The sequence below is a fragment of the Pseudomonas sp. MOIL14HWK12:I2 genome (assembly GCF_000510745.1).
In the GTDB taxonomy this organism is placed as follows: Bacteria; Pseudomonadota; Gammaproteobacteria; order Pseudomonadales; family Pseudomonadaceae; genus Chryseomonas; species Chryseomonas oryzihabitans.
Genome location: NZ_AZOA01000010.1, coordinates 104835 through 127490, shown reverse-complemented (window position 1 = coordinate 127490; position 22656 = coordinate 104835). Strand labels below are relative to the sequence as shown.

The 22656-nt window shown below is 63.4% G+C and carries 16 protein-coding genes; 15 read left to right on the top strand and 1 reads right to left on the bottom strand.

All coding sequences use genetic code 11. The annotated features are described in order from the left end of the window. The first annotated feature begins 13 nt into the window (after positions 1 to 13). Both PSK12I2_RS0109135 and PSK12I2_RS0109130 read left to right on the top strand, forming a co-directional pair. Positions 14 to 328, top strand: coding sequence for a hypothetical protein (locus PSK12I2_RS0109135; RefSeq protein WP_037007628.1), 315 nt, complete (start codon positions 14 to 16; stop codon positions 326 to 328). A gap of 45 nt (positions 329 to 373) precedes the next feature. Further along, positions 374 to 1573 carry a glycosyltransferase family 4 protein gene (locus tag PSK12I2_RS0109130; RefSeq protein ID WP_027598154.1) on the top strand — a complete coding sequence of 400 codons (1200 nt, stop codon included), beginning with the start codon at positions 374 to 376 and terminating at the stop codon, positions 1571 to 1573. 3 nt (positions 1574 to 1576) lie between these two features. Here PSK12I2_RS0109130 and PSK12I2_RS0109125 read toward each other — a convergent pair whose 3' ends face one another. Further along, a complete protein-coding gene (locus PSK12I2_RS0109125; protein ID WP_027598153.1) occupies positions 1577 to 2440 on the bottom strand; it encodes an oxaloacetate decarboxylase in 864 nt (287 codons plus the stop codon). Positions 2441 to 2738: 298 nt separating this feature from the next. On the opposite strand from PSK12I2_RS0109125, the gene PSK12I2_RS0109120 reads away from it, so the two are divergent. From PSK12I2_RS0109120 to PSK12I2_RS0109060, 13 genes are all read left to right on the top strand, one after another. Beyond that, positions 2739 to 3947 carry a methyltransferase gene (locus PSK12I2_RS0109120; protein ID WP_037007627.1) on the top strand — a complete coding sequence of 403 codons (1209 nt, stop codon included), beginning with the start codon at positions 2739 to 2741 and terminating at the stop codon, positions 3945 to 3947. A gap of 138 nt (positions 3948 to 4085) precedes the next feature. Then, positions 4086 to 4298: a hypothetical protein gene (locus tag PSK12I2_RS0109115; protein WP_027598151.1), complete on the top strand. Its 213-nt coding sequence runs from the start codon at positions 4086 to 4088 to the stop codon at positions 4296 to 4298. Between the two features lie 470 nt (positions 4299 to 4768). Continuing rightward, positions 4769 to 6178 (top strand): undecaprenyl-phosphate glucose phosphotransferase, encoded by a 1410-nt coding sequence (locus tag PSK12I2_RS0109110; RefSeq protein WP_007161398.1) that lies wholly within the window; start codon positions 4769 to 4771, stop codon positions 6176 to 6178. Positions 6179 to 6335: 157 nt separating this feature from the next. Next, positions 6336 to 6776 (top strand): low molecular weight protein-tyrosine-phosphatase, encoded by a 441-nt coding sequence (locus tag PSK12I2_RS0109105; protein WP_027598150.1) that lies wholly within the window; start codon positions 6336 to 6338, stop codon positions 6774 to 6776. 15 nt (positions 6777 to 6791) lie between these two features. Beyond that, positions 6792 to 9008, top strand: a complete 2217-nt coding sequence (locus PSK12I2_RS0109100; RefSeq protein WP_027598149.1) for a polysaccharide biosynthesis tyrosine autokinase — start codon at positions 6792 to 6794, stop codon at positions 9006 to 9008. 200 nt (positions 9009 to 9208) lie between these two features. Further along, entirely contained in the window at positions 9209 to 10084 is an 876-nt protein-coding gene (locus tag PSK12I2_RS0109095) for a glycosyltransferase family 2 protein (protein ID WP_027598148.1), read from the top strand. Next, positions 10077 to 10817 carry a WecB/TagA/CpsF family glycosyltransferase gene (locus PSK12I2_RS0109090; protein ID WP_027598147.1) on the top strand — a complete coding sequence of 247 codons (741 nt, stop codon included), beginning with the start codon at positions 10077 to 10079 and terminating at the stop codon, positions 10815 to 10817. Before PSK12I2_RS0109095 ends, PSK12I2_RS0109090 begins: the two co-directional genes overlap by 8 nt. A gap of 84 nt (positions 10818 to 10901) precedes the next feature. Next, complete coding sequence (locus tag PSK12I2_RS0109085; RefSeq protein WP_027598146.1) at positions 10902 to 12179, top strand: hypothetical protein; 1278 nt, start codon at positions 10902 to 10904, stop codon at positions 12177 to 12179. A 55-nt stretch (positions 12180 to 12234) separates the two neighbouring features. Beyond that, positions 12235 to 13506 carry a flippase gene (locus PSK12I2_RS23885; protein ID WP_042135263.1) on the top strand — a complete coding sequence of 424 codons (1272 nt, stop codon included), beginning with the start codon at positions 12235 to 12237 and terminating at the stop codon, positions 13504 to 13506. 57 nt (positions 13507 to 13563) lie between these two features. Then, positions 13564 to 14598: a glycoside hydrolase family 5 protein gene (locus PSK12I2_RS0109075; RefSeq protein ID WP_027598145.1), complete on the top strand. Its 1035-nt coding sequence runs from the start codon at positions 13564 to 13566 to the stop codon at positions 14596 to 14598. A gap of 283 nt (positions 14599 to 14881) precedes the next feature. Then, positions 14882 to 15994, top strand: a complete 1113-nt coding sequence (locus tag PSK12I2_RS0109070; RefSeq protein WP_027598144.1) for a polysaccharide biosynthesis/export family protein — start codon at positions 14882 to 14884, stop codon at positions 15992 to 15994. 361 nt (positions 15995 to 16355) lie between these two features. Continuing rightward, positions 16356 to 19079: a bifunctional glycoside hydrolase 114/ polysaccharide deacetylase family protein gene (locus PSK12I2_RS0109065; RefSeq protein WP_037007644.1), complete on the top strand. Its 2724-nt coding sequence runs from the start codon at positions 16356 to 16358 to the stop codon at positions 19077 to 19079. Continuing rightward, positions 19060 to 22656 carry a tetratricopeptide repeat protein gene (locus tag PSK12I2_RS0109060; protein WP_027598142.1) on the top strand — a complete coding sequence of 1199 codons (3597 nt, stop codon included), beginning with the start codon at positions 19060 to 19062 and terminating at the stop codon, positions 22654 to 22656. The genes PSK12I2_RS0109065 and PSK12I2_RS0109060 overlap by 20 nt, the downstream gene beginning before the upstream one ends.

Genomic DNA, 22656 nt, shown 5'->3' with positions numbered 1-22656 from the left:
CGATCAAGAACTCATGGAAGAGACAAGCAACGCCATGGCAGGCCAGAGCCGTTCCTCTGTACCCCTGACGCTCGACGACTCGAGTGTGTCCGGGCGCGTCCTTCAGGTCGCTGATTGCCACCGGCTGCCCAGCAGCTCGGACGCCACCGCGGCAGAGACCGTGGAGCGCCCGGAAAACGCCGAATGTTTCGAAACGCCTGCAACAGACGCCGTCTTTGCACCAAGCCCAACCATCAAGTTGCACGAACTCGACAGCGCTTCGGACGAGATCGAGATTACCCGGCTGCCCTGGGGATATGCAGTGACCAGAAAGACCCGCACTCCATGATTCAGCACCAGCACTTGATTTCATTTCACGCTTAAGGAAGACGACATGAAAATCGCCATCGTTCACGATTGGTTGGTAACCTTTGCTGGCGCCGAACGCGTGCTCGCCGAACTGCTCGACATCTGGCCGGAGGCCGACCTGTTCAGCGTGATCGACTTCCTCTCGGACGAGGATCGGGCGCAGCTGCAAGGCAAGCAGGCGACCACCACCTTCATCCAGCGCCTGCCCCAGGCCAAGAAGCGCTATCAGACCTATCTGCCACTGATGCCGCACGCCATCGAGCAACTCGACCTGTCCGGCTACGACCTGATCATCTCCAGCAGCCATGCGGTGGCCAAGGGCGTCCTGACCGGTCCGGACCAGCTGCACATCAGCTATGTCCACTCGCCCATCCGCTATGCCTGGGACCTGCAGCACCAGTACCTCAAGGAAGCCGGTCTCGACCGCGGCCTCAAGGGCAAGCTGGCGCGCGTCATCCTGCACTACGTGCGCATCTGGGATCAGCGCACCGCCGCCGGCGTGGACGCCTTCGTCGCCAACTCCCACTTCATCGCCCGGCGCATCAGCAAGGCCTATCGCCGCGAAGCCAAGGTCATCTATCCGCCGGTCGACATCAGTCGCTTCACCCCCAGCGGCGGCAAGGAGGACTTCTATCTCACGGCGTCGCGCATGGTGCCCTACAAGCGCATGCCCATGATCGTCGAGGCCTTCAGCTCGATGCCCGACAAGAAGCTGGTGGTGATCGGCGCCGGCCCCGAATTCGAGAAGGCCAAGGAAGTCGCCGGCCCCAACGTCACCCTGCTCGGTTACCAGGACTTCGACTGCCTGCTCGACCACATGCGCAGAGCGCGGGCCTTCGTCTTTGCCGCCGAGGAAGATTTCGGCATCACCCCCATCGAAGCCCAGGCCTGCGGTACCCCCGTCATCGCCTATGGCCGGGGTGGCGTCCTGGAAACCGTGCGCGGCCTCGATGCGCAACACCCCACCGGCGTCTTCTATCCGGAGCAGACCGCTGCCTCGCTATGCGCCGCCGTGCGCCAGTTCGAGGCCCTGGAAACGCCGATCAGCCAGCAGGCGTGCCGGCAGAATGCCGAGCGCTTCGCCACCAAGCGCTTCCGTCAGGAAATGCGCGCCTTTGTCGAGGCCCGGGTCGCTGCGCTGCATCTGCCCGCCGATCTGGATCTGGAGATCGTGACACCCTTTCCCAGCAAGGCTCTGCAACCGAGTTCGCTGAGCACCGCCTGATGGTTACTCCTTCACGTCCATGAATTCCCGCGCCCAGACTCGATACTCCTGCAGGGTCGAGTACTTGGTGGAGAGTTCGGACGCGGACAGGTCGGACGCGGTGATGTCGCGCTGCTCTCTGAGGCAGTCGTAGGTCGCCTTGATCGCCGCGAAGTAGGCCGCATGCCCGTTCACCACCACCCGGACCCCGGCCTTGGCCAGGCGGGCGTTGTCGCGCAACTGGGGATTGCCGTAGGTCACCAGCATTACCGGCACGCTCAGGTGCTGGGTGATCTCTTCCAGATGAGCGAAATCGCGAATGCCGACCATGCAGATACCGTCCGCACCCGCGGCCTCGTAGGCCTTGGTGCGGGAGATGACTTCCTCGGTGCTCAATTCGGTGGCGTTGGTGCGGGCGAAGATGCTCAGGGCCTCGTCGATACGGGCTTCCAGCGCACCCTTGATCTTGCCGATGCCTTCTTCGACGCTCACTAGATCCGTGGACTTGCGACCATAGCCGGCCGGCAGCACGGTGTCCTCGATGGTCAGGGCAGCCACCCCGGCGCGTTCGAGTTCGGTGATGGTGCGCATCACGTTCAGCGCATTGCCGTAGCCGTGATCGGCGTCGGCGATGATGGGCAGCCGGGCGACCCGCCCGATGCGCGTGGCCTGCTCGACGAACTCGCTGAGGGTGATCAGGGCGAAGTCCGGCGCGGCCAACACCTGCAGGGAAGCCACCGACCCGCCGAGGATGCCCATTTCGAAACCCAGGTCGTTGGCGATACGCGCCGACATGGGATCGAAGACGGACGCCGTGTGATAGCAGCTGTCCGATTTGAGCAGGGCTCTGAACGCTAGACGCAGCTTGTGCGGGGAGGTTGGCTTCATAGGATTTTCCTTCTGGGATATACCGAACAGACAATGTTAGCGCGACAAGTACTGGTCACACGACCGGATGTCCGGCTTTGAGATAAATCGATTCATCCAACTGACCCACGGTCGTCGCCTGGCCTCGCTCTTCGAGAGCCGCAGGCCCCGCGTCGAACGTCAAATGAATGCGGATCGGCAGCGCAGCCAGCCACCTGGCCAGGCGCGGGAAATTTCGATACCCAAGCATGCCCGGGCGAAGTGACAATAGTGGCCAGGCCTTGCCTTCCTGCCAATCCCGTCACTGCATAATGCCATCATGCTCGCCGCTGCTTTCCTCGAACGCTTCACCGCCCTGGATCTCTTTCTGACCCGCCATCAGCACCTGTGGCGACCCAGACCCTTCGTCGAACGGGAGCTGGCCTGGGAATCGAGCCATGCGGAGCTGGCCCGCTGGCTGCGGGCCCGCAGTCTGGAGGAAGCCGAGGCCGCCCATAATACCCCTCAGCTGCTGGCTGCACCTGAGCCCTTCCGCTCCCTGGCAGAGACCTCGCTGGCGCTCAGCCAGGTCCACGCCTACCCAGACGCTCCTGGCCGCACCTTGTCCGGCAGGCAAGACGTCGACGTGCCGGGGCGCAAGTGGCTGCAGATCGAAGCCTTCAGTCGCAAGCTGGACTTCCGGCAACCGGTGCAGCGCTGGGTCGACTGGTGCGCGGGCAAGGGCCACCTGGCCAGGCACCTGACCCATCAGGGTGCGCCAGCCGTCTGCCTGGAGTTCGACGCGGCCCTGGTCGAGGAGGGCGAAAGGCTCAGCCACCGGGGCCGGGCCCCGGTGCACCATTATCAGGCCGATGTGCTCCAACCGCTGGCAGGCGACCAGCTCGGCAGTCGCGACACGCCCGTCGCCCTGCACGCCTGCGGCGACCTGCACACCCGGCTGCTCAGGGTGACGGCAGCGCGCGGCTGTCAGCAACTGGCCCTGGCGCCCTGCTGCTATGACCGCATCTCCACCGAGATGTATGACCCGTTGTCCACCGCGGCGCAGGCCTCGGCGCTGCGCCTGGACCGCGAAGCCCTGCGCCTGGCGCTCTGCGAAACCGTCACCGGCGGGCAGCGGGTGCGGCGGGACAGGGACCTGTCCATGGCGCGACGCCTGGGATTCGATCTCCTGCAACGCGAACTCAGTGGGCGCGACGTCTATCTCAATACGCCGCCGCTACCCAGCCACTGGCTGCGCCAGCCCTTCTCGGCGTTCGGTGCGGAGCTGGCGCGGCGCAAGGCGCTGAAGCTTCCCGCGGCGATCGACTGGCCGCTGTGGGAACGTCGGGGCTTCCAGCGGCTGGCAGAAGTTCGTAATCTCGAACTGCTGCGCGGCCTGTTCCGCCGTCCGCTGGAACTCTGGCTGGTGCTGGACCAGGCGCTGTTCCTACAGGAACAAGGTTACAGTGTGACGTTGGGGACCTTCTGTCCGGCCAGCCTGACACCCCGGAATCTGCTGCTGAGCGCGGAAAAACCCTGCCCGGCATAGGCCTACAGCCGCTCTATCCTGCACGTTTGTCGGAATCTGAGCTGAGGAGTGTAAAAAATACCTTTTGGTGATGGACTTCTCACAAAGTCTGCACAATAGTTAGGTTGCAATCTCGCAAAAAAAGCAGGAATAACAAAAATGCGCTACTACCTGCCCGTTTGGACCGGCGTTGCCGGTTGCCTCGTCTTCGCCCAAGCCCAGCTGCCCTGGCTTGCGGTGGCCTCGCTCCTCGTCAGCTGGTCGTTCCTGTTGTTCTCCCACGACAACTCGAGAAATTCAGCCTGGCACTCCAAGATTTCCAACCTTCCCGTCAATTCCCCCCTGAGTTTTCAGTCCCATCATCGCCATTGAGGCGTGTTTCAGGCCAGGGACTGGCCTACACCCGACCTGACCGGTCTGGCTGTCTCATTGTTTGGTGAAGCAGCTCACAATTCCCACATCCCGCGTTAAAGTCCGACGGAACGTTTTCCTGCCTTCCGCTGCCCGGGCAAGCCACTCATCGCACCCTGATGCGAGAGAAGTGTGTCAGCCGTCCGCCCGCGCTGTGACGCACTCCCCCCTTCTTCACTTCCCCTCCTCCGCCGTAGCCCGACTGGCGTGCTATTTGCCCTGATCTGGGCCAACTCGACAGCGCCTTCCCGCCTTTTTACCGTGTGAACCTCTTTATCAGTGCCGAGTCCTAACGTCGCTACAGCCATCATGGCATTTAGCGATCGGTGGTCAGTCATCGGTCCTAGAGCGCCATAGTGAACATTTCATACGCTGGTAGCTGCCTCGCCCAGTTGAAAGTTCGTGCACGGTATACGCACAAGGATGGAACCATGAATTTGAAAGAACGCGGCATTTTGCATACGAATTCCTCGGCAATCTCGCTCGCACACCGCCTGCTCGACCTCGCCGTGATCACGCTGAGCGCCTACGTGGCAGGCACCTGGGCGTCGGAAACCGGCATGCGTCCCGAGCATTGGGTCGTCATCTTCCTGTCCTTGCTGATCTTCCATTTCCTCACCGAGCTGAACCACGTCTATGGTTCCTGGCGGGGTGAGCGCATCACCGACGAACTGCTCAAGATCGCCACCTACTGGGTGCTGACCTTCGCGACCGTGTTCATGGTCGACTACTTCTTCTTCGATCAGTCCTATCTCTCGCCTGGCGTGATGCAGGGCTGGTTGGGTCTGACGCTGGGCACGCTGTGCGGCTATCGCGTGCTGCTGCGCTCGATCATGCATTCCCTGCGCAAGGCCGGCATCAACACCCGCAACGTCGCCATCGCCGGCAACGGCATGGTCGCCCAGCGCCTGGCGCACACCATCAGCACCGCCCCCTGGATGGGCCTGCGCATCGCCGGTTTCTACAGCGACAACCAGGACACCGGTGAAGAAGGCGTGCCCAGCCCGGCGCTGAATGGCGGTCTGGATCGCCTCATGCAGGACGTTCGCTCCGGCCAGGTCGACAAGGTCTACATCACCCTGGGCATGGCCGATCAGAGCAAGATCAACTGGCTGGTCCAGGAGCTGAGCGATACCACCGCGTCCGTCTACATCATCCCGGACATCTTCATGTTCCACCTGCTGCATGCCCGTAGCGAGAGCCTGGACGGCCTGCCCAGCATCAGCATCTTCGATACCCCGATGGATGGCGCCAGCCATATCGTCAAGCGTATCGAGGACATCGTGCTGTCTTCGATCATCCTGGCCATGATCTCCCTGCCCATGCTGGCCATCGCCATCGGCATCAAGATCACCTCGCCCGGTCCGATCTTCTTCAAGCAGAAGCGCTACGGCATGGACGGCAAGCCGATCGAAGTGTGGAAATTCCGCAGCATGAAGGTCATGGAAAATGGCGCCAAGGTCACCCAGGCGACCAAGAATGACTCCCGCATCACCCCGTTTGGTGCATTTTTACGACGTACGTCTCTCGATGAATTGCCTCAATTCATTAATGTACTCCGCGGCGAAATGTCCATCGTGGGTCCCCGTCCCCATGCCGTCGCTCATAACGAGCAATACCGCAAGCTGGTGCAGGGCTACATGCTCCGCCACAAGATGAAGCCCGGCATTACCGGTTGGGCTCAGGTCAATGGCTGGCGCGGCGAGACCGACACTCTGGACAAGATGCAGAAGCGCGTCGAGTTCGATCTGGACTATATCCACCACTGGTCCTTCTGGTGGGACGTCAAGATCATCTTCCTCACGCTGTTCAAAGGCTTCATCAATAAGAACGCATACTGAGTCTGGCCGGGGCCGTTGGCCCCACTACTCAGCACGACGATCTGGAGCCTGGACTCCCGACTCTAATTACATCGGCAGCGAGCAACTCCTGTACGGGCTTTGCTGGGCTATCTGCCGTCGATACCTGTTGTCCGGACAACAGGAAGGTTTTTGAAGAATGATCAAGTCGATATTGGTTGTATGCGAAGGGAACATCTGTCGCAGCCCGGTCGCAGAAGCACTACTGGCCAAGGCGCTGGAAGGCCGTGACGTCCAGGTCGGTTCGGCCGGCATCAGGGCGCTGGTGGGCCACGGCATGGAAAAGACCGCTCAGGAGGTATTGCTACGGGAGAACGGCATCGATTTCACCACCCACAAAGCTCGCCAGGCGGATGCAGAGATGCTGCGCAAGGCGGATTTGATTTTGACCATGGAAGAGTTCCACTCACGCTCCGTCGAAAGTATTGCTCCTGAAGTCAGGGGTAAGGTTTTTCTGATCGGGAAATGGTTGAGCAATCAAGAAGTACCAGACCCTTATCGCCTTTCTAAAGAGATGTTTCAAAATGTCCAAATACTTTTGACGCGCTGTGTAGACAGTTGGCTTCCATACATCAAATAGGGAAGAAGGAATTTCATGACCACGATGCCTCGCTTTACTCCCGAAGTTAAAAATGAGTCGGATATCAACTTCTCCGCACTCTTCGGAATGTTGATCGATTACAAATGGCAACTGCTGTCGGTAATCGGCATTTTCGCTGCGCTCGGTATTGGCTACGCCATCCTGGCCACGCCGATGTATTCGTCCAACGCCATGATCCAGATCGAAATGGAGAAGAAGGGCGTTACCCGACTGACCGACCAGACCAGCGGCATGCCGCCGCCTATGCCTGAGGCGGTGACCGAGATCGAGCTGCTCAAGTCGCGCTCGGTGATCGGCAAGGCGATCGAGAACCTCAAGCTGGATATCGAGGTCAAGCCGCGCTATTTCCCGCTGATCGGCAACTTCGTCGCGCGCCGTTTCGAGCCGCAGAATGAAACCGACGTCGCCTCTCCCCTGCTCGGCCTGAACAGCTTCGCCTGGGGCGGCGAGAAACTGGTCATCGACCAGCTGGAAGTGCCGGACAGCAACCTCGATAAGCCGATGAAGCTGAAGGTCGAGGACAACCAGAACTTCACCGTCTTCAACGCCGACGACGAAGTGGTACTGCACGGTGGCCTCGGCCAGCCGGTGAGCAATGCCGGTTACCAGATCAAGGTGACTACGCTGCAGGCTCGCCCCGGCACCGAATTCACCATCATGAAGAAGCGTTTCTCCAAGACCATCCAGGAATACCAGGGCCGCATCGTCGCCGGTGAACGCGGCAAGATGTCGGGCATCATCGGTGTCGGTCTGCAAGACGCGGATCCGCTGAAGGCCCAGGCCATCGTCCAGGAAGTCGCGGACATCTATGTTCAGCAGAACATCGATCGCAACGCCGCCGAGTCTACCCAGAGCCTGGAATTCCTGCGCGCCCAGATCCCGGTCGTGAAATCCGATCTGGAAAAGGCCCAGTCCGCGCTGAACTACTACCAGACCAACAAGAAGTCGGTCGACATCGACAGCGAGACCAAGGGTGTCCTGGAACAGACCGTTGCCCTGGATAACCAGATCTCCGAGCTGAACCTCAAGCGCACCGAGATGGACCGCAAGTTCACTCGCCAGCACCCGGCCTATCAGGCGCTGATGAGCCAGCTGGGCCAACTCCAGGCCGAGCGCGCCAAGCTGCAGAAGCGCGTTGAAGTGCTGCCGGAAACCCAGCAGGAACTGCTGCGCCTGAACCGCGACATCGAAGTGACCGGTCAGACCTATGCGCTGATGCTGAACAAGGCCCAGGAGCTGGAAGTCATTCGCGCCGGTACCGTGGGTAGCGTCCGCATCATCGACAACGCCAATGCCAACGTCGACGATCCGTCTGCCCCCAACAAGCCGCTGATCATCGCCGTCGCCATCATCCTGGGCGGCATCGTCGGCCTGGCCATCGTCTACACCCGTCACACCCTGCGTCGCGGTGTCGAGACCCCGGAAGCCATCGAGCAGATCGGCCTGCCGGTCTACGCCTCGATCCCCTACAGCAAGAACCAGGCGGACACCACCAAGGTACTGGGCACCAAGCAGCCGGGCGAGTCCTCGCTGACCGCCCTCACCCATCCGACCGATCTGAGCACCGAGGCGCTGCGCAGCCTGCGTACCAGCCTGCACTTCGCCATGATCGAGGCCAAGAACAACATCCTGATGATCTCCGGTCCCAGCCCGGGCGTCGGCAAGTCCTTCGTGTCCTCGAACCTGGCCGCGGTGATCGCCGAGTCCGGTCAACGCGTCCTGCTGATCGATGGCGACATGCGCAAGGGCTATCTGCACAAGCTGATGAACACCAAGCAGCAGGACGGTCTGTCCGATCTGCTGAGTGGCCGCATCGCCCTGAACGACGCCATCAAGAAGACCGAAGTCGGCAGCCTGGATTTCGTCTCCTGCGGCCAGTTCCCGCCGAATCCGTCGGAACTGCTGATGAGCTTGAGATTCACCACCGTACTGAAGAAATTCAGCGAGCTGTACGACATCGTGATCATCGACACCCCGCCGATCCTGGCGGTGACCGAGGCCGGCATCATCGGCAGCCACGCCGGTACCAGCCTGATCGTCGCACGTTTCGGCGTGAACAGTGTCAAGGAGCTTGAGGCGACCAAGCGCCGCTTCGACCTCAACGGCATTCCGCTCAAGGGCGTGATCTTCAACGCCGTGGAGCGCAAGGCTAGTAACTACGGCTCTTACGGCAACTATCACTACTCTTACGAGCAGAACGCCAAGAGCTGATGCACGACCCGGCTGGACGGCCCGAGCGCCGTCCAGCCAATCCCTTCAGGGATCGCGGCAGTATTCGTACAGGCGCATCGAACAAGAAACTACCTCACACAGCGATTTCGAAGGGTTCGCTCCTGAACCCGGCCACGCTTGGCAGCCTTGGATCTCGACGCTGTACCGGATTGATGATTCTGAAGAATAGGAACACGCCAATGAACGTAGTCATGGTGCTCAACTACAAGGCCCCCAACGAAACCATCAGTTGTGTGGAGAGCATCCTCAAGCACTGCCCGTCCATCGATCACGCGGTGGTGGTGGACAATGATTCCCAGGACGGCTCCATCGACGTCCTGCAACGCTGGCAGGCCGATAACGGCCTGAGCCAGGTCACCGTGCTCGCCAGTCCACGCAACGACGGCTACGCCGGTGGCAACAACTACGGCATGCGCTGGGCGCTGGACAACCTGGCGGTCAAGCATTTCTGGGTCGTAAACAACGACGCCTACGTCAAGGACGATGCCTTCGCCCCGCTGCTGGCCGAGCTGCAGCGCGCGCCCAAGACCATCGTCGGCTCGGTGATCCTGAGCTCCCAGACCGGTCGCCTGGAATGCTATGGCGGCGGCATCCTCTACCCGCTGCTGGGCAAGTCCAAGCTGCTGGGCAAGGACATCGCGGTCAGCGACATCGCCAAGCTCGATCGTGAACCCGACTACATCATGGGTTGCAGCATGGCCTTCTGCGCCAGCCTGCTGACCGAGATCGGGTTCATGGACGAAGCCTACTTCATGTACTCCGAAGAAGTGGACTGGCAGTACCAGGCCAAGCGCAAGGGCGTCGCCCTCAAGGTGCTGCGGGAGAGCCAGCTCTATCATTACGGCTCGATGAGCTCGGGCGGACGCAGTGCCTTCTATCACTACTTCCGCAATCGCGCCGCGACCCGCTTCAATCGCAAATTCCATGGCACGCCCTACGCACTGGTCTCCGCCGTGCTGCTGTCCGGCATCACCGTGCTCAAGGAATTCAAGAATCCGAAACTGGCCTGGTCCGGCGTGAAGGGCGCCTTCAAGGGAGCGACGATGCATGTCTAACCTACGCACCCAAGCCTTTGGTATCGACTTCTTCACCGGTACCAAGGACGAGCTGATGAGCTCGATCAGCCAGGACATCCACCGGCCCTACAGCTACATCGTCACGCCGAACATCGACCATGTCGTGCAGCTGCAGAGCAACCCCGACATGCGCGAGTCCTACCAGCGCGCCGGCAAGCGCATCTGCGACAGCCGGATCCTGATGCCCATCCTCAAGTCGCTGGGGGTGGCCGTACCCGAGGTCATCACCGGCAGCGATCTGACCCTGAGCATCCTGCGCAAGGCCAACGACGAACGCCTGTCGGTGGTGTTGATTGGTTCGAGCGAGAATGACGTGGGCAAGCTGCGGCGGATGTATCCGCACATGCAGCTGGCGCACTACAACCCGCCGATGGGCTTCATCAACGATCCGCTGGAAACGCAGAAATGCGTCGACTTCGTGATGCAGAATCCGTCGGAGTTCATCCTCTATGCCGTCGGGGCGCCGCGTCAGGAAAAGCTCGCGCGGCAGATCGACAGCAGCAAGCGCACCGGCGTCGGCCTGTGCATCGGCGCGTCCATCCTGTTTGCCGTCGGCACCGTCAAGCGGGCGCCGCGCTGGATGCAGAAGGCCAAGCTGGAGTGGCTGCACCGGATGTGTTCGGAGCCCAAGCGGCTGGCCAAGCGTTACGTGCACGATGCGGTGAGCATCCTGCCCATCTATCTCAAGGAACGCAGCAGTCGACGCACCTGAGGGGCTGCCCCGCAGCGTTCTCAGCCGCAAGGAAGATGACCACCGGACACCCAGTCCGGTGGTCCCGTCTGGATGGGTAGGTCTATGAGCATTCTCCGTAAAAGTACCGTTTCCTTCGTTCTCCTGGTTCCGTTGCTGATCCTGCACCTGGACGTGTTCGGCGAAAGCCCGCACAACCCGGTCGGCATCCTCTATCTGAACGAGTTGTACCTGGCCATCTGCATGGCCTTCACCTTTTTCTACCTGCTGACCAGCATTGGTACCCAGCAGCGCGAATTCAAGATCCTGATGACCTACGCCGTCTATTCGTCGGTGGTCTTCATCGGTCTGCCAGCGATCTTTTCCTTCCTGTTCTACGGCCAGCCGCTGGTCTACGGCCTGATCGAGGAGCGGCGGATCCTGTTCAGCTTCGGCTTCGCCACCCTGATGTTCCTGGGGCGCAACATGAGCGCCTCGCAATTCGAGAAGGCCCTGCTGATCACCGCGCTGCTGGCCGCCGTCATGGCCTGGATGTTCAAGTTCGGCGTGCTGCCGGACCTGCGGGACAAGCAGTCCTCCTTCGACCGCCCGGACCGTTCCTCCATCGGTGCGCCGGCGCTGTGCCTGGCCTACTTCTACTGCATCCAGACCTGGAACAAGGGCATCTCGCCGATCGATGGCTCGGCGCGCAGCAAGACCGTGCACATCGTGCTGGCCATGGTGTTCCTGCTGACCCTGGTGTTCGGCACCCAGACCCGGCAGCTGATCGTGCTGGCGCTGGTGTTCACCGTGTTCTGCCTGAAGAGCAAGTCGATCGTCTGGATCTGCGTCTCCGCGCTGCTGCTATCGCCCTTCTTCATCTTCCCGGACCTGATGAAGGTGCTGGGGTTGAACCTGGACTTCTATGCCCAGTCGGTGCAGGACGGCCCCACCGACGGGGTGCGCGAGCAGACCATCGGCTACATCTTCTCCCACCTCAGTCAGAACCACTGGTTGCCGAGCGGCTCGCTGTCGCTGATGTGGAACAACGGCTTCATCCCCTACTTCGGCGAGTACTTCTTCCTTTCCGACGTCGGCGTGTTCGGCACCCTGTTCCGCTTCGGCTTCCTGGCCTTCATCATCATCCCGGTGTCGCTGTTCCTCTACTATCGCTGGGCGAAGATGCTGCACCCCGATACCGGTTTCGTGGTGACCGCCACCCTGGCGCAGCTGGTGATCTGGCCGCTGGCCGGTTTCTTCGAGTACCTCCAGGCCACCATCTGCTACCTGCTGGTGATCCAGGCGCTGCGTGCGCTGCACCATTACAGCTCCGCATCCGTCCAGGAGACCTACGTCAGCAGTCCCTACCCGCGTCCGAGCAGCCAGCTGGCTCGCCCGGTCTGATCCCGCGTGCCGCCCGACGTCGGTCGGGCGGCCTCAAGGAGTTTTCACCCCCACGATGTCGATGATCAAAAACAGCACCTGGAACATCCTGGGTGTCGTCATTCCCAGTGCCATCGCGCTGCCCACCATGGGCGTGCTGTCGCGCCTGCTCGGTGTCGAGCAGTTCGGCCTGTTCACCCTGGCCTTCGCCATCGTCGGCTATGCCACCCTGTTCGATGCCGGCCTGTCGCGGGCGGTCATCCGCGCCGTGGCCATGCACCATGGCGACAAGGGACTCAACCGGCTGGTCATGGGCACGGCCACCGGCGCCGTCATCGGCCTGAGCCTGCTGGCGACGCTGCTGCTGTGGTTCGGCGCGGGCAAGGTGGTGAGTCTGCTGCACGTCTCACCCGAACATTTCGACAATGCCGTGGCCGGCTTTCGCTGGCTGAGCCTGTGCGTGCCGCCCTTCCTGCTGGCGACGGTCTGGTTCGCCTACCTGGAAGGCAACGAGCGCTTCGGTGAATTCAACATCCTGCGGACCTTCTCCAACAGCCTGCTGGCGATCGCGCCGCTGATCGCGGTGCTGATCGAACCGAGCTTTTCCGCCACGGTGATCGGTCTGGTGCTGGCGCGGGTGGTGTCCATGGCGCTGGCCTACTGGCCGCTGCACAAGGACTTCCCGGAGGGCATCCGCACCTTCAAGGTCGAGGTGTTCAAGGAGCTGCTGAAATTCGGCAGCTGGATGACGGTGAGCAACATCATCAGTCCGCTGATGGTCTACTTCGACCGCTTCGTGCTGTCGCACATGGTCGGCGCCAGCCGCGTGTCCTTCTATACCGCTCCGGCCGAAGCGGTCTCGCGGATGCTGATCATCCCCAATGCCGTGGCCCGGGTGGTGTTCCCGCTGCTGAGCAAGAGCGGCGACGACGCCGCGCGCCAAGCCAACAAGGCCTTCTGGGGCCTGCTGCTGATCAGCCTGGCGATGGTGCTGCCGATCCTCATCCTGGCGCCCTGGATCATGACCGTGTGGATGGGTCCGGAGTACGGCGGCGATGCCGCGCAGATCCTGCGCATCCTGGCGGTGGGTTTCATCTTCAACGCCCTGGCGCAGATTCCCTTCGCCAAGATCCAGGCCCGCGGCCATTCGCGGACCACGGCGATGATCCATCTCGCCGAGCTGCTGCCCTACCTGGGTCTGCTGGTGGTGTGCATCCAACACTTCTCCATCATGGGCGCCGCCATCGCCTGGACCATCCGGGTGACAGTGGACTACCTGGCGCTGGAATACTTCGCCCGGCGCACGCCGCCGCTGCAACCCACGCCGGTCTACCAGCAGAGCTCCTGAGGGAGCCCTGTCCAGACGAACTTACGCAACACACGAGAGGTGCTGTCCGTGTCACGAGTGAAACGTCGTATCGGTGGTGGCCTGCTGGCCACCGTATTACTGTCCGCGGCGCTTTATGGCCAGGCTCAGCCACAGCCGGCGACAGCCAAGGTGGATCTCATCGGCATCAACCTGTCGGCCGCCGGCTTCGCCGGCCAGGTGCTGCCCGGTGTGGAAGGCACCAACTACTTCTATCCCACCGAGGATTACTTCCGCCGCTACGCGGCCAAGGGCATCCGCTTCATCCGCTTCCCCTTCCTCTGGGAGCGGGTGCAGCCCCAGCTGGGCGGTGAACTGGATCAGGCCCAGGTCGCCCTGCTGCAGCGCACCCTGGACTTCGCCGACAAGTACGGCATCCGGGTGATCCTCGACCTGCACAACTACGCGCGCTATCGCGGCCAGCTGATCGGCTCGCCCCAGGTGTCCTATGCCAGCTACGCCGATGTCTGGAAGCGCCTGGCGCTGACCTTCCAGAAGCATCCGGCGCTGTACGGCTACGATGTCATGAACGAACCCCATGACACCCAGGGCCTCTGGCCGCGGGCGGCGCAGACGGCCGTGGACAGCATCCGCACGGTGGACATGAAGACGCCGATCTTCATCGCCGGCGACAGCTGGTCCAGTGCCCAGCGCTGGCCGCAGGTGAATGGCGATCTGCTGATCAAGGATCCGGCGGACAACCTGATCTACGAGGCGCACATCTACTTCGACGAAGACTCCAGTGGCAACTACGCCTCGGGCATGAAGGGCGTCCATCCCATGATCGGCGTGGAAAGAACCCGCCCCTTCATCGAGTGGCTGAAAAAGCACAATTTGCGCGGCTTCATTGGCGAATATGGGATACCTGCACACCCGCAATGGCTGGAAGCCATGGACAATCTGCTCAGCTATCTGGGCGAGCAGTGCGTACCCAGCGCCTATTGGGCGGCGGGTCCGGGCTGGGGCGACTATCCTCTGGCCATCGAACCGAAGAATGGCGCGGAGAAGCCGCAGACGGCCCTGCTGGAAAAACACCTGAACAAACATGACTGCGAAGTCATAGGACCTCGTTAGCGGAGATATGACAGATTTCGAACGGCGTCACCTTTTTCTGCTCCGGTGGCGCTGAACTCGATGGCCAAGGGCCAGTCCTAGACCAGCAGACTCAGGTGCTCGTACAACTAAAAGCTGAGACCCGAGTTCTCTCGCCGCTGGATAGGCTGGCCGCATGGAATCCAGTCCCCTGTCGAGGACCGTTATGTCTCGCGAAGGAACACCATGAATAACCGGCTCGTTGCTTCTACCTTCCGATTTATTCCTCTTGCTCACACTCAATCAGCAATCAAGGACGAATGACATGAAAACCAAATTTACCGCTCTGGCCTTGCTGTCTGGCATCGTCCTGCAGGGTTGTGCCTACTCCCCGGGTCAGTACCTGGATCAGGACGACCTGAAAAGCGATCCGAGCATCCAGGGCACCAAGGTCCAGCTGATCCCGATCACCAGCTCGCTGCTGATGAGCCAGGATTCCGCGGCCCTGTCCAAGGCTCCCGACCTCAAGCCCCTGCTGGACTACAAGCCGCAGGCTTACCGCGTCGGTGCGAGCGACCTGCTCTACATCACCGTCTGGGATCACCCCGAACTGACCGCTCCGTCCGGCGCCCAGCAGCAGCTGGAAGCCAACGGTCGCCTGGTGCGTCCGGATGGCACCCTGTTCTACCCCTACGTCGGCACCGTGCGCGCCGCCGGCAAGACCCTGGAAGAGATCCGTACCGATATCTCCCGTCGTCTGGCCACCTTCATCGACAATCCCCAGGTCGACGTCAGCGTGCTGAAGTTCGGCAGCCAGAAGGTCACCATCTCCGGCGCCGTGAACAAGGGCGATGCCATTCCCCTGACCACCAAGCCCATCACCCTGGTGGAAGCCCTGGGTCAGGCCGGCGTGGCCAACAGCGGTGGCGCCGATCTGACCGGCGTGACCCTGGTGCGTGACGGCAAGGAATACCGCCTGGACACCGACAGCCTGAATCGCAAGGATTCCAAGCTGTACGGCATCTACCTGAAGGACGGCGACAGCCTGCACCTGCCCTACAACGATGCCCGCAAGGTCTATGTGGTGGGTGAAGTCCGCGCTCCGGCAGCGGTCAGCTACAAGATCACCAACCTGAACCTGATGGAAGCCCTGAGCCAGGCCGGCGGCATCCAGCAGGAAACCGCCAACGCCGATGCCGTCTACGTCATCCGTGGCCCGGAAGACCTGAAGGCCCCGGGTGCCACCGCCCAGGTCTTCCACCTGGCGGCCAAGAACCCCACCGCCTATGTGCTGGCGCAGAACTTCCATCTGCAGCCGCAGGACGTGGTCTTCGTCGGCCCGGCCGGTATCACCCGCTGGAACCGCTTCGTCAGCCAGCTGCTGGGCTCGACCAACATCCTCTCCACCAGCGCCAACCTGAACAGCAGCTTCAAGTAACAGCGCTCGCTTGCCGTCATGCCGGTTACCGCCGCGCATGACGGCAATTCCTCTGATGTTCTGCGACACCCCTCCTGCCTTCCCGCGCTACACCTCCTCGCCCACACGTCTGAAACCCGCTGCCTAGACAGGCTTTCCAGCAGACGATTAATTATTTCGATACCTATTAACCCGGTAATTGCTGCCGCTCGGCTTGGCGCAGGCAGTTTTTCGTCACGCTTTTGCGTAATGTAGCTAACCTGATACCGAAGTTGGGCACGTTTAAGGACTGGGTGTGGCGTCAGGCAAGGCAATTAGAGCAGGGTCCCGCTTCGGTTGGTGGCGCCGGCTGACGGTATGGCTGTTGGGCTCCCTGTCCCTCATGGGGACGGCCCTGGCCGCGCCTGCCAGCGTGGCTTTCTGGTACGCGGAAAAGCCACCGGTGGCCGAACTCGCCCAGTTCGACTGGGTGGTGCTCGAACCCGGCCATGCCAGTGCCGCCGATGTCCGCGCGCTGCACGACGGCGGTGCCCAGCCCTTCGCCTACCTGTCCATCGGCGAATTCGCCGGCGATGCGGCGGCGCTGGAGAAGGCCGGTCTCAGCGCGGGTGCAAGCCCGGTGGCCAACAAGGCCTGGGGCAGCCAGGTGATGAACCTGGCATCGCCGGTATGGCGAACCCACCTGCTCGAACGCGCCGCCCAGCTGGCCAAAGCCGGTTACACGGGGCTGTTCCTCGACACCCTCGACAGTTTCCAACTGGTGGCCGAAGACCAGCGGGAAACCCAGCGCCTGGCGCTGAAGAGCCTGCTGGCCGAGCTGCACCGCAGCCAGCCAGCGCTCAAGCTGTTCTTCAACCGTGGCTTCGAGGTGCAACCGGAATTGCCCGGGGTGGCTGCCGCCATGGCGGTGGAATCCCTCTACGCCGGCTGGGATGCCGGCAAGAAGACCTATCGTCCCGTCAGCGAGCAAGACCGCGAGTGGCTGAAGCCGCGGATCGAGGCGGCGCGCAGTGCCGGTATCCCGGTCATCGCCATCGAGTACCTGCCGCCGGAGCAGCGTGAGGAAGCCTGGCGCCTGGCCAAGCGGCTGCGCGACGAAGGCTATGTGCCCTATATCACCACGCCCGATCTCAATACCCTGGGCATCAGCTCGGTGGCCCTGCAGCCACGGCGGCTGGCGCTGCTCTACGACGGCCGCGAAGGCGCCCTGCGCCAGTCGGCGGTGCACCGTTTCCTGGGCAGTGCCCTGGAGTATCAGGGCTATCGCCTGGACTATTTCGATGCCTCCAAGCCGCTGCCCGCGGCCTGGCCCAGTGCTCTCTACGCCGGGGTGGTGGTGTGGATGACCAGCGGTCCGCCCCCTCATTCCCGGGAATTCAGCGACTGGATCGGCCTGCGCCTGGACGAAAAGACCCCCCTGCTGATTCTCGGCGGCCTGCCGCTGGACAACGAGGCCCTGCTCAAGCGCCTGGGTCTGGGCGTCAGTCGCAAGCCGCTGCCCGACGGCCTGACCCTCAAGGTGCTGGACCCTGCCCTGGCCGGCAACTTCGAAGCACCGGTCAAGTTGCGCACGCGTGACCTGCCCGCCGTGCAGACGCTGCCCGGTGGGCCGACCCCGGTGGTCAGCCTGAGCGGTCCGGGCGGCACCTTCGTGCCCATGGGCGTGGCCTCCTGGGGCGGCTTCGCCTTGGGCCCCTATGTCATGGAAGACGGTCCCGAAGCCAGTCGCTGGATCATCGATCCCTTCGCCTTCACCGCGAAGACCCTGCAACTGCCACCCCTGCCGGTACCCGATCCGACCACAGAGAACGGTCGACGCATCGCCACCGTGCACATCGACGGCGACGCCTTCGCCTCCAAGGCGGAGATTCCCGGTGCGCCCTTTTCCGGCCAGGTGGTGCTGGAGCAGTTCATCCAGCCGCATCCCTTTCTGACCTCGGCGTCGATCATCGAAGGCGAGGTCGGCCCCAAGGGCCGCTATCCGGAGCTGACCGCGCAACTGGAGCCCATCGCCCGTCGCCTGTTCGCCGATCCCAAGGTGGAGGTGGCCACCCACACCTTCAGCCACCCGTTCTTCTGGCAACCGGCGGTGGCCGAGCAGAGCGAGAACTTCGAAGCCCAGTACGGTTACATGATGCAGATTCCCGGCTACGACAAGGTGGATTTCACCCGGGAGATCGTGGGTTCGACCCGCTATATCAACGAGCGCCTGACCACCCCGCAAAAGCCGGTGAAGATGGTGTTCTGGTCCGGGGACGCCCAGCCGGATGCCGCCACCCTCAAGCTCGCCTACGACAATGGCCTGCTCAACGTGAACGGCGGTAACTCGCACATCACCCGGTCGCAGCCTTCGGTGAGCGGACTCTATCCCTTCATCCGCCCCACCCCGGGCGGCCTGCAGTTCTATGCGCCCATCATCAACGAGAACGTTTACACGAATCTCTGGCGCGGTCCCTACTACGGCTTTCGCGATCTGCTCTATACCTTCGAACGGACCGAGCACCCCCGGCGTCTGCGCGGCCTGCATCTCTATTACCACTTCTACTCGGGCACCAAGCAGGCGTCGCTCAAGGTCATGGAAGAGATCTACCAGGGCATGGCCGCCGAACATCCCATTTCGCTGTGGATGAGCGACTACCTGAGTCGCCTGCGCGGCTTCTATACCGCCAGTCTCGCCCGGGAAGACGACGGCAGCTGGTCGATCAAGGCCCTCGACGGTCTGCGTACCCTGCGCCTGGATCCGCGCCTGGGTTGGCCGGATCTGCAGCGCTCCAGGGGCATCGCTGGGGTCCGCGACCTGCCGCAGGGGCGTTATGTCCACCTGGCCGGCGCTCAGGCGCGGCTGGTCCTGCGTGACAGCCGCGACCCCACCCCCGCCCTCGAAGAGGCCAACATTCCGCTGCAGCAGTGGGACTACCTGTCGCCGACGCGCATCCGCTTCGCCTTCGCCGGACAATTCCCGCTGGAGCTGACCCTGCGCGCGTCCTCGGCCTGCGAGGTGCGGGTCGGTCGCGAGCGCTACAAGAGCCAGCCGGCTGCGGCCGGACTCCAGACGTTCAAACTTCCGCTAACACGAGTGAGTGACGGTGAGATCGTCTGCGGCTAAGAAAACCCGGCTCCTGAGTGGTTGGACGCTGCTGGGGGTCGCGCTCCTCACCGCACTGGTGCTGGTGCTGACCTTTCATGGCAAGCAGGTCTTCCTGCCCGGCGAGGAGCCGGCCGACCAGGTGTCCATCAGCTACGCCCAGGTGCTGCTCAAGGCGACCCCGGACGACACCGGGCTGCGCATGAAGCTGATCGACCAGCTGATCGCCCTCGGGCGCATCGACGAGGCGCGGCGGCAATTGCAGCTGCTGCCGAAACCGCTGGCGTCGACGCCCTTCTATGCCCTGGAGCTGGACATCCTGCAGGCTGAAGCCCAGCCGCAAGGCCTGGCCGATGCCGAGCGCGAGCGCCTGGCCCAACAGCTGAGCGCCCTGGACGTGGCGACCCTGAGCACGCCCCAGCTGCAACGGGTCGCCGAGCGCGCCCTGCAACTGGGCGATCCGGCCACGGCGGCGCAGCGTTATGTCGAACTGGCGCGCCGCGATCCGCCCCGGCGCCAGCAATGGCTGGAGCAGGCGGCGCGCTGGAGCCTGGCCGGCGGTCGTCAGCAGGAGGCCGCCCGCCTCTATCTGCGCCTGGCCGATCTCGCCGATTCGGTCGAGCAACGCCAGGGCTACCGGCACCAGGCCTTCGATGCCTGGCTTGCCGCCGGCCAGGGCGCCGAGGCCGCCGCCCTGCTGGAACAGGAACTGCCGCGGCTGCAGGCCGATGCCAGCGGTCTGGCCTGGCTGCAGGCCGGGGTGGCCGCCGCCCAGGGCAGCGGGCGCCTGGACCTGGCCCAGCGCCTGGTCGATCGCTGGCGCGAGTGGCAACCGGACAACCCGGCCGCCCTGGAGGCCGGCTACCGACTGGCCCTGGGCCGAGGCGACACCGAACGTGCCTGGGAAGAGGGTCATCAGCTGCTGGCACTGCGTCCGGACGATGAAAAACTGCTCGCGGAACTGGCCCAGCTGGGCGAGTGGACCGGACATATGGACGAAGCCCTCGACCTCTGGTTGCGCCTGCTGGCGCGCCAGGACGATCCGCAACGGCGCGATCATGCCTGGAAGCTGGCCGCCCGGGCGTTTCGCTTCGATGCCGTGGTCGAGTTGCTGGCCGAGGCGTCGCGGCAACGGCAACTGGACAAGACCGAACTGGATGCGCTGATCTTCGCTTACGAATCCCTGGGAGATCCCGCCGCCGAGGAGCGCTGGCTGCGGGACTACATCCGGCGTCAGCCGAAGCAGCGCCTGGCCTGGGAGCGGCTGCAGCAGCTGCTGGCCCGTACCGAGCAGGGCGACGCCGAAGCCGCAGGCTGGGCCGCGTTCGGCAAGAGATTCCCGCTGACCAACGCGGAGTATCTGACCTGGGCCGGCACCCTGTGGGAGCTGTTCAAGCCCGAAGAGGCCTGGAAGGTGCTCGAGGGCATGCCGGCCAAGCAGCGGCAGGGCGTCGACTACTGGCGGCTGCGGGCGGAGCTGGCCTGGGAGCTGGAGCGCGACGGCGAGGCTCAGCTGGCCTTCGAACGCCTGGCCACGATCGACAAGGGCCTGACCGCCAACGACGAGGATCGACTGCTGGCGATCTATCTGCGCACGGCGCCGCGCAAGGCCCTGGCCTTGCTGGAAAAGAGCTGGGAAAAGAGCAAGAACCAGAAGCGCCTGACCGACGCCCTGCAATGGGCCGAGCAACTCAAGGACACGGCGGCGCTGGAGCGGCTGCTGGCCAGTGCCGCGCGCGAGCCGGCTTCGGCCGACAATCCCGCGGTCTGGCTGGCGCGCTCGGGGCTGGACTTCCAGCGCGGGCGCATCGCCCAGGCCGAAGAGGGCTATCGCCAGGCCTTGCAGCGCTTTCCGGATGACGACCGCTTCCGCGAACGGCTGCTGTGGCTGCTCATTGATCAGAATCGCCAGACCGAACTGGCCACCCTGCTGCGCGACTGGAAGGGTCGGGCCCGAGACAGCGACGTGCTCTGGTTGCCCTTCGGCAGCGGTCTGGTGCTGCTGGGCCAGGCGGAAGAGGCGCTCGGCTGGTATCGCCGCTACCTGGACGCCCATCCCCAGGACTGGCTGGTGCAGGCCGCCTACGCCGACGCCCTGGACGCCGCCGGTCACCAGGACGCGGCGCTGCGGCTGCGCAAGGCCGTCACGCCGCACCTGGCCAACGACGAGGTGCCGGCCACCCCCGAGCGCTATGCCACCTACCTGCGCCTGCTCTCCAGCCTGCGCGGTCCCCAGGCGGCGCTGGCCCAGGCGCGTGCCTGGCAGGATGGCTCGCCGAGCATGCTGCAACTCTGGTTCGATCAGTGGCTCGACGCCCTCAGCCAGAACAACGACGACGGCCTCAAGGGCGAATGGCTGGCCTGGGCCAAGAGCCGTGGCCTGAAGGTGCGCCAGTACGAGCAGTTGCAGGAGGTCCTGCGCCGGCAGAATCGCGGCGAGCTGGAAAAGCTGCTGGCAGCCGGCGACCTGGATCCGGCGCAGCGCGTCGAGGTGCTGCAGCGCCTCGGCCATGCCGGCGACGCCCAGGCCGCGGCCCTGACGGCCGCCGGTGACGAGCCGCCGGAGGTCATCCAGCGGCAGCTGCTGCGCCAGGCCACCGAGCAGGCCGAGCGCACCCCCAACGGCGTCCAGGCCGGCTGGGAACGCCGCGACTATGGCGGTCTGATCGAACAGGGCACCGAGGTGCGCGCCGCCCGGCGACTCAGCGATGACATCTATGCCGATGTCCAGCTCAAGCAGAATCGCGTGGAGAGCAGTGGCCTCAAGTCCGATGCCCTGGGCAACGAACACCAGATGCTGCTCAAGGTGCTGAAGAACCTGGCCGATGGCGGTCTGGAAACCACCGTCGACGCCAGCCAGCGTTCGGACAGCAATCGCCTGGGCCTGGGCGTCGCCCGCACCTGGCGTATCGATGGCAACACCGAGATCGAAGCGGCCCTGGACTGGCACCGGCAACCCGACGAGAGCGGCTATCTGCGCGCCCTCGGCCGGCGGGATAGCGTCAGCCTGGCCGGGCGCCACAACCTCACGCCACGCGACCAGCTGAGCTGGCGAGCGGCGCACAATCGCTATTCCAGTCGGGACGGCGATGCCCTGGGCAGCGGCTTCGCCTTCAACCTGGAGCTGAGCCACATGATCTTCTTCGAAGGTCCCACCTGGCAGGTACGCAGTGGCATCACCTATCAGCAGAACAGTGCGCGCAGCACCCTGCCCGCCAGCGTCACCCGCTACCTGCAGCCGCTGGCCGGCAGTGGCGAGAACGGCGAGGTCACCGTGGCCGACCTGGAAGCCCTGGGCGGCACCCAGCTGTTGCAGGATCGCTATGGCCAGCTCTATGTCGGCAGCAGCTGGCGACGCGGCATTCCCGGTTCGCTCAACCGCACCCATCCGCAGTACAGCTGGCTGGTGGACACCCTGGTCGGCTGGCAGTGGACCGAGCGCGAATTCAACTACGGTTTGAATGTCGGCCTGGGCATGGTAGTGCTCGGCGACGACGAACTGGCGTTCACCGCCGGCTACCAGTCCGCGCCCCAGGGCAGCGGCGGTCAGGCCGGCAGCACCCTGGGCATTCAATACAGCAATCGAATCGGTCGCTAG

What these genes read in the sequence shown, in the direction of transcription:
- PSK12I2_RS0109135 (WP_037007628.1), top strand. Translation starts at nt 14, where the DNA reads ATGGAAGAGACAAGCAACGCCATGGCAGGCCAGAGCCGTTCCTCTGTA.
- PSK12I2_RS0109130 (WP_027598154.1), top strand. Translation starts at nt 374, where the DNA reads ATGAAAATCGCCATCGTTCACGATTGGTTGGTAACCTTTGCTGGCGCC.
- PSK12I2_RS0109125 (WP_027598153.1), bottom strand. Translation starts at nt 2,440, where the DNA reads ATGAAGCCAACCTCCCCGCACAAGCTGCGTCTAGCGTTCAGAGCCCTG.
- PSK12I2_RS0109120 (WP_037007627.1), top strand. Translation starts at nt 2,739, where the DNA reads ATGCTCGCCGCTGCTTTCCTCGAACGCTTCACCGCCCTGGATCTCTTT.
- PSK12I2_RS0109115 (WP_027598151.1), top strand. Translation starts at nt 4,086, where the DNA reads ATGCGCTACTACCTGCCCGTTTGGACCGGCGTTGCCGGTTGCCTCGTC.
- PSK12I2_RS0109110 (WP_007161398.1), top strand. Translation starts at nt 4,769, where the DNA reads ATGAATTTGAAAGAACGCGGCATTTTGCATACGAATTCCTCGGCAATC.
- PSK12I2_RS0109105 (WP_027598150.1), top strand. Translation starts at nt 6,336, where the DNA reads ATGATCAAGTCGATATTGGTTGTATGCGAAGGGAACATCTGTCGCAGC.
- PSK12I2_RS0109100 (WP_027598149.1), top strand. Translation starts at nt 6,792, where the DNA reads ATGACCACGATGCCTCGCTTTACTCCCGAAGTTAAAAATGAGTCGGAT.
- PSK12I2_RS0109095 (WP_027598148.1), top strand. Translation starts at nt 9,209, where the DNA reads ATGAACGTAGTCATGGTGCTCAACTACAAGGCCCCCAACGAAACCATC.
- PSK12I2_RS0109090 (WP_027598147.1), top strand. Translation starts at nt 10,077, where the DNA reads ATGTCTAACCTACGCACCCAAGCCTTTGGTATCGACTTCTTCACCGGT.
- PSK12I2_RS0109085 (WP_027598146.1), top strand. Translation starts at nt 10,902, where the DNA reads ATGAGCATTCTCCGTAAAAGTACCGTTTCCTTCGTTCTCCTGGTTCCG.
- PSK12I2_RS23885 (WP_042135263.1), top strand. Translation starts at nt 12,235, where the DNA reads ATGTCGATGATCAAAAACAGCACCTGGAACATCCTGGGTGTCGTCATT.
- PSK12I2_RS0109070 (WP_027598144.1), top strand. Translation starts at nt 14,882, where the DNA reads ATGAAAACCAAATTTACCGCTCTGGCCTTGCTGTCTGGCATCGTCCTG.
- PSK12I2_RS0109065 (WP_037007644.1), top strand. Translation starts at nt 16,356, where the DNA reads ATGGGGACGGCCCTGGCCGCGCCTGCCAGCGTGGCTTTCTGGTACGCG.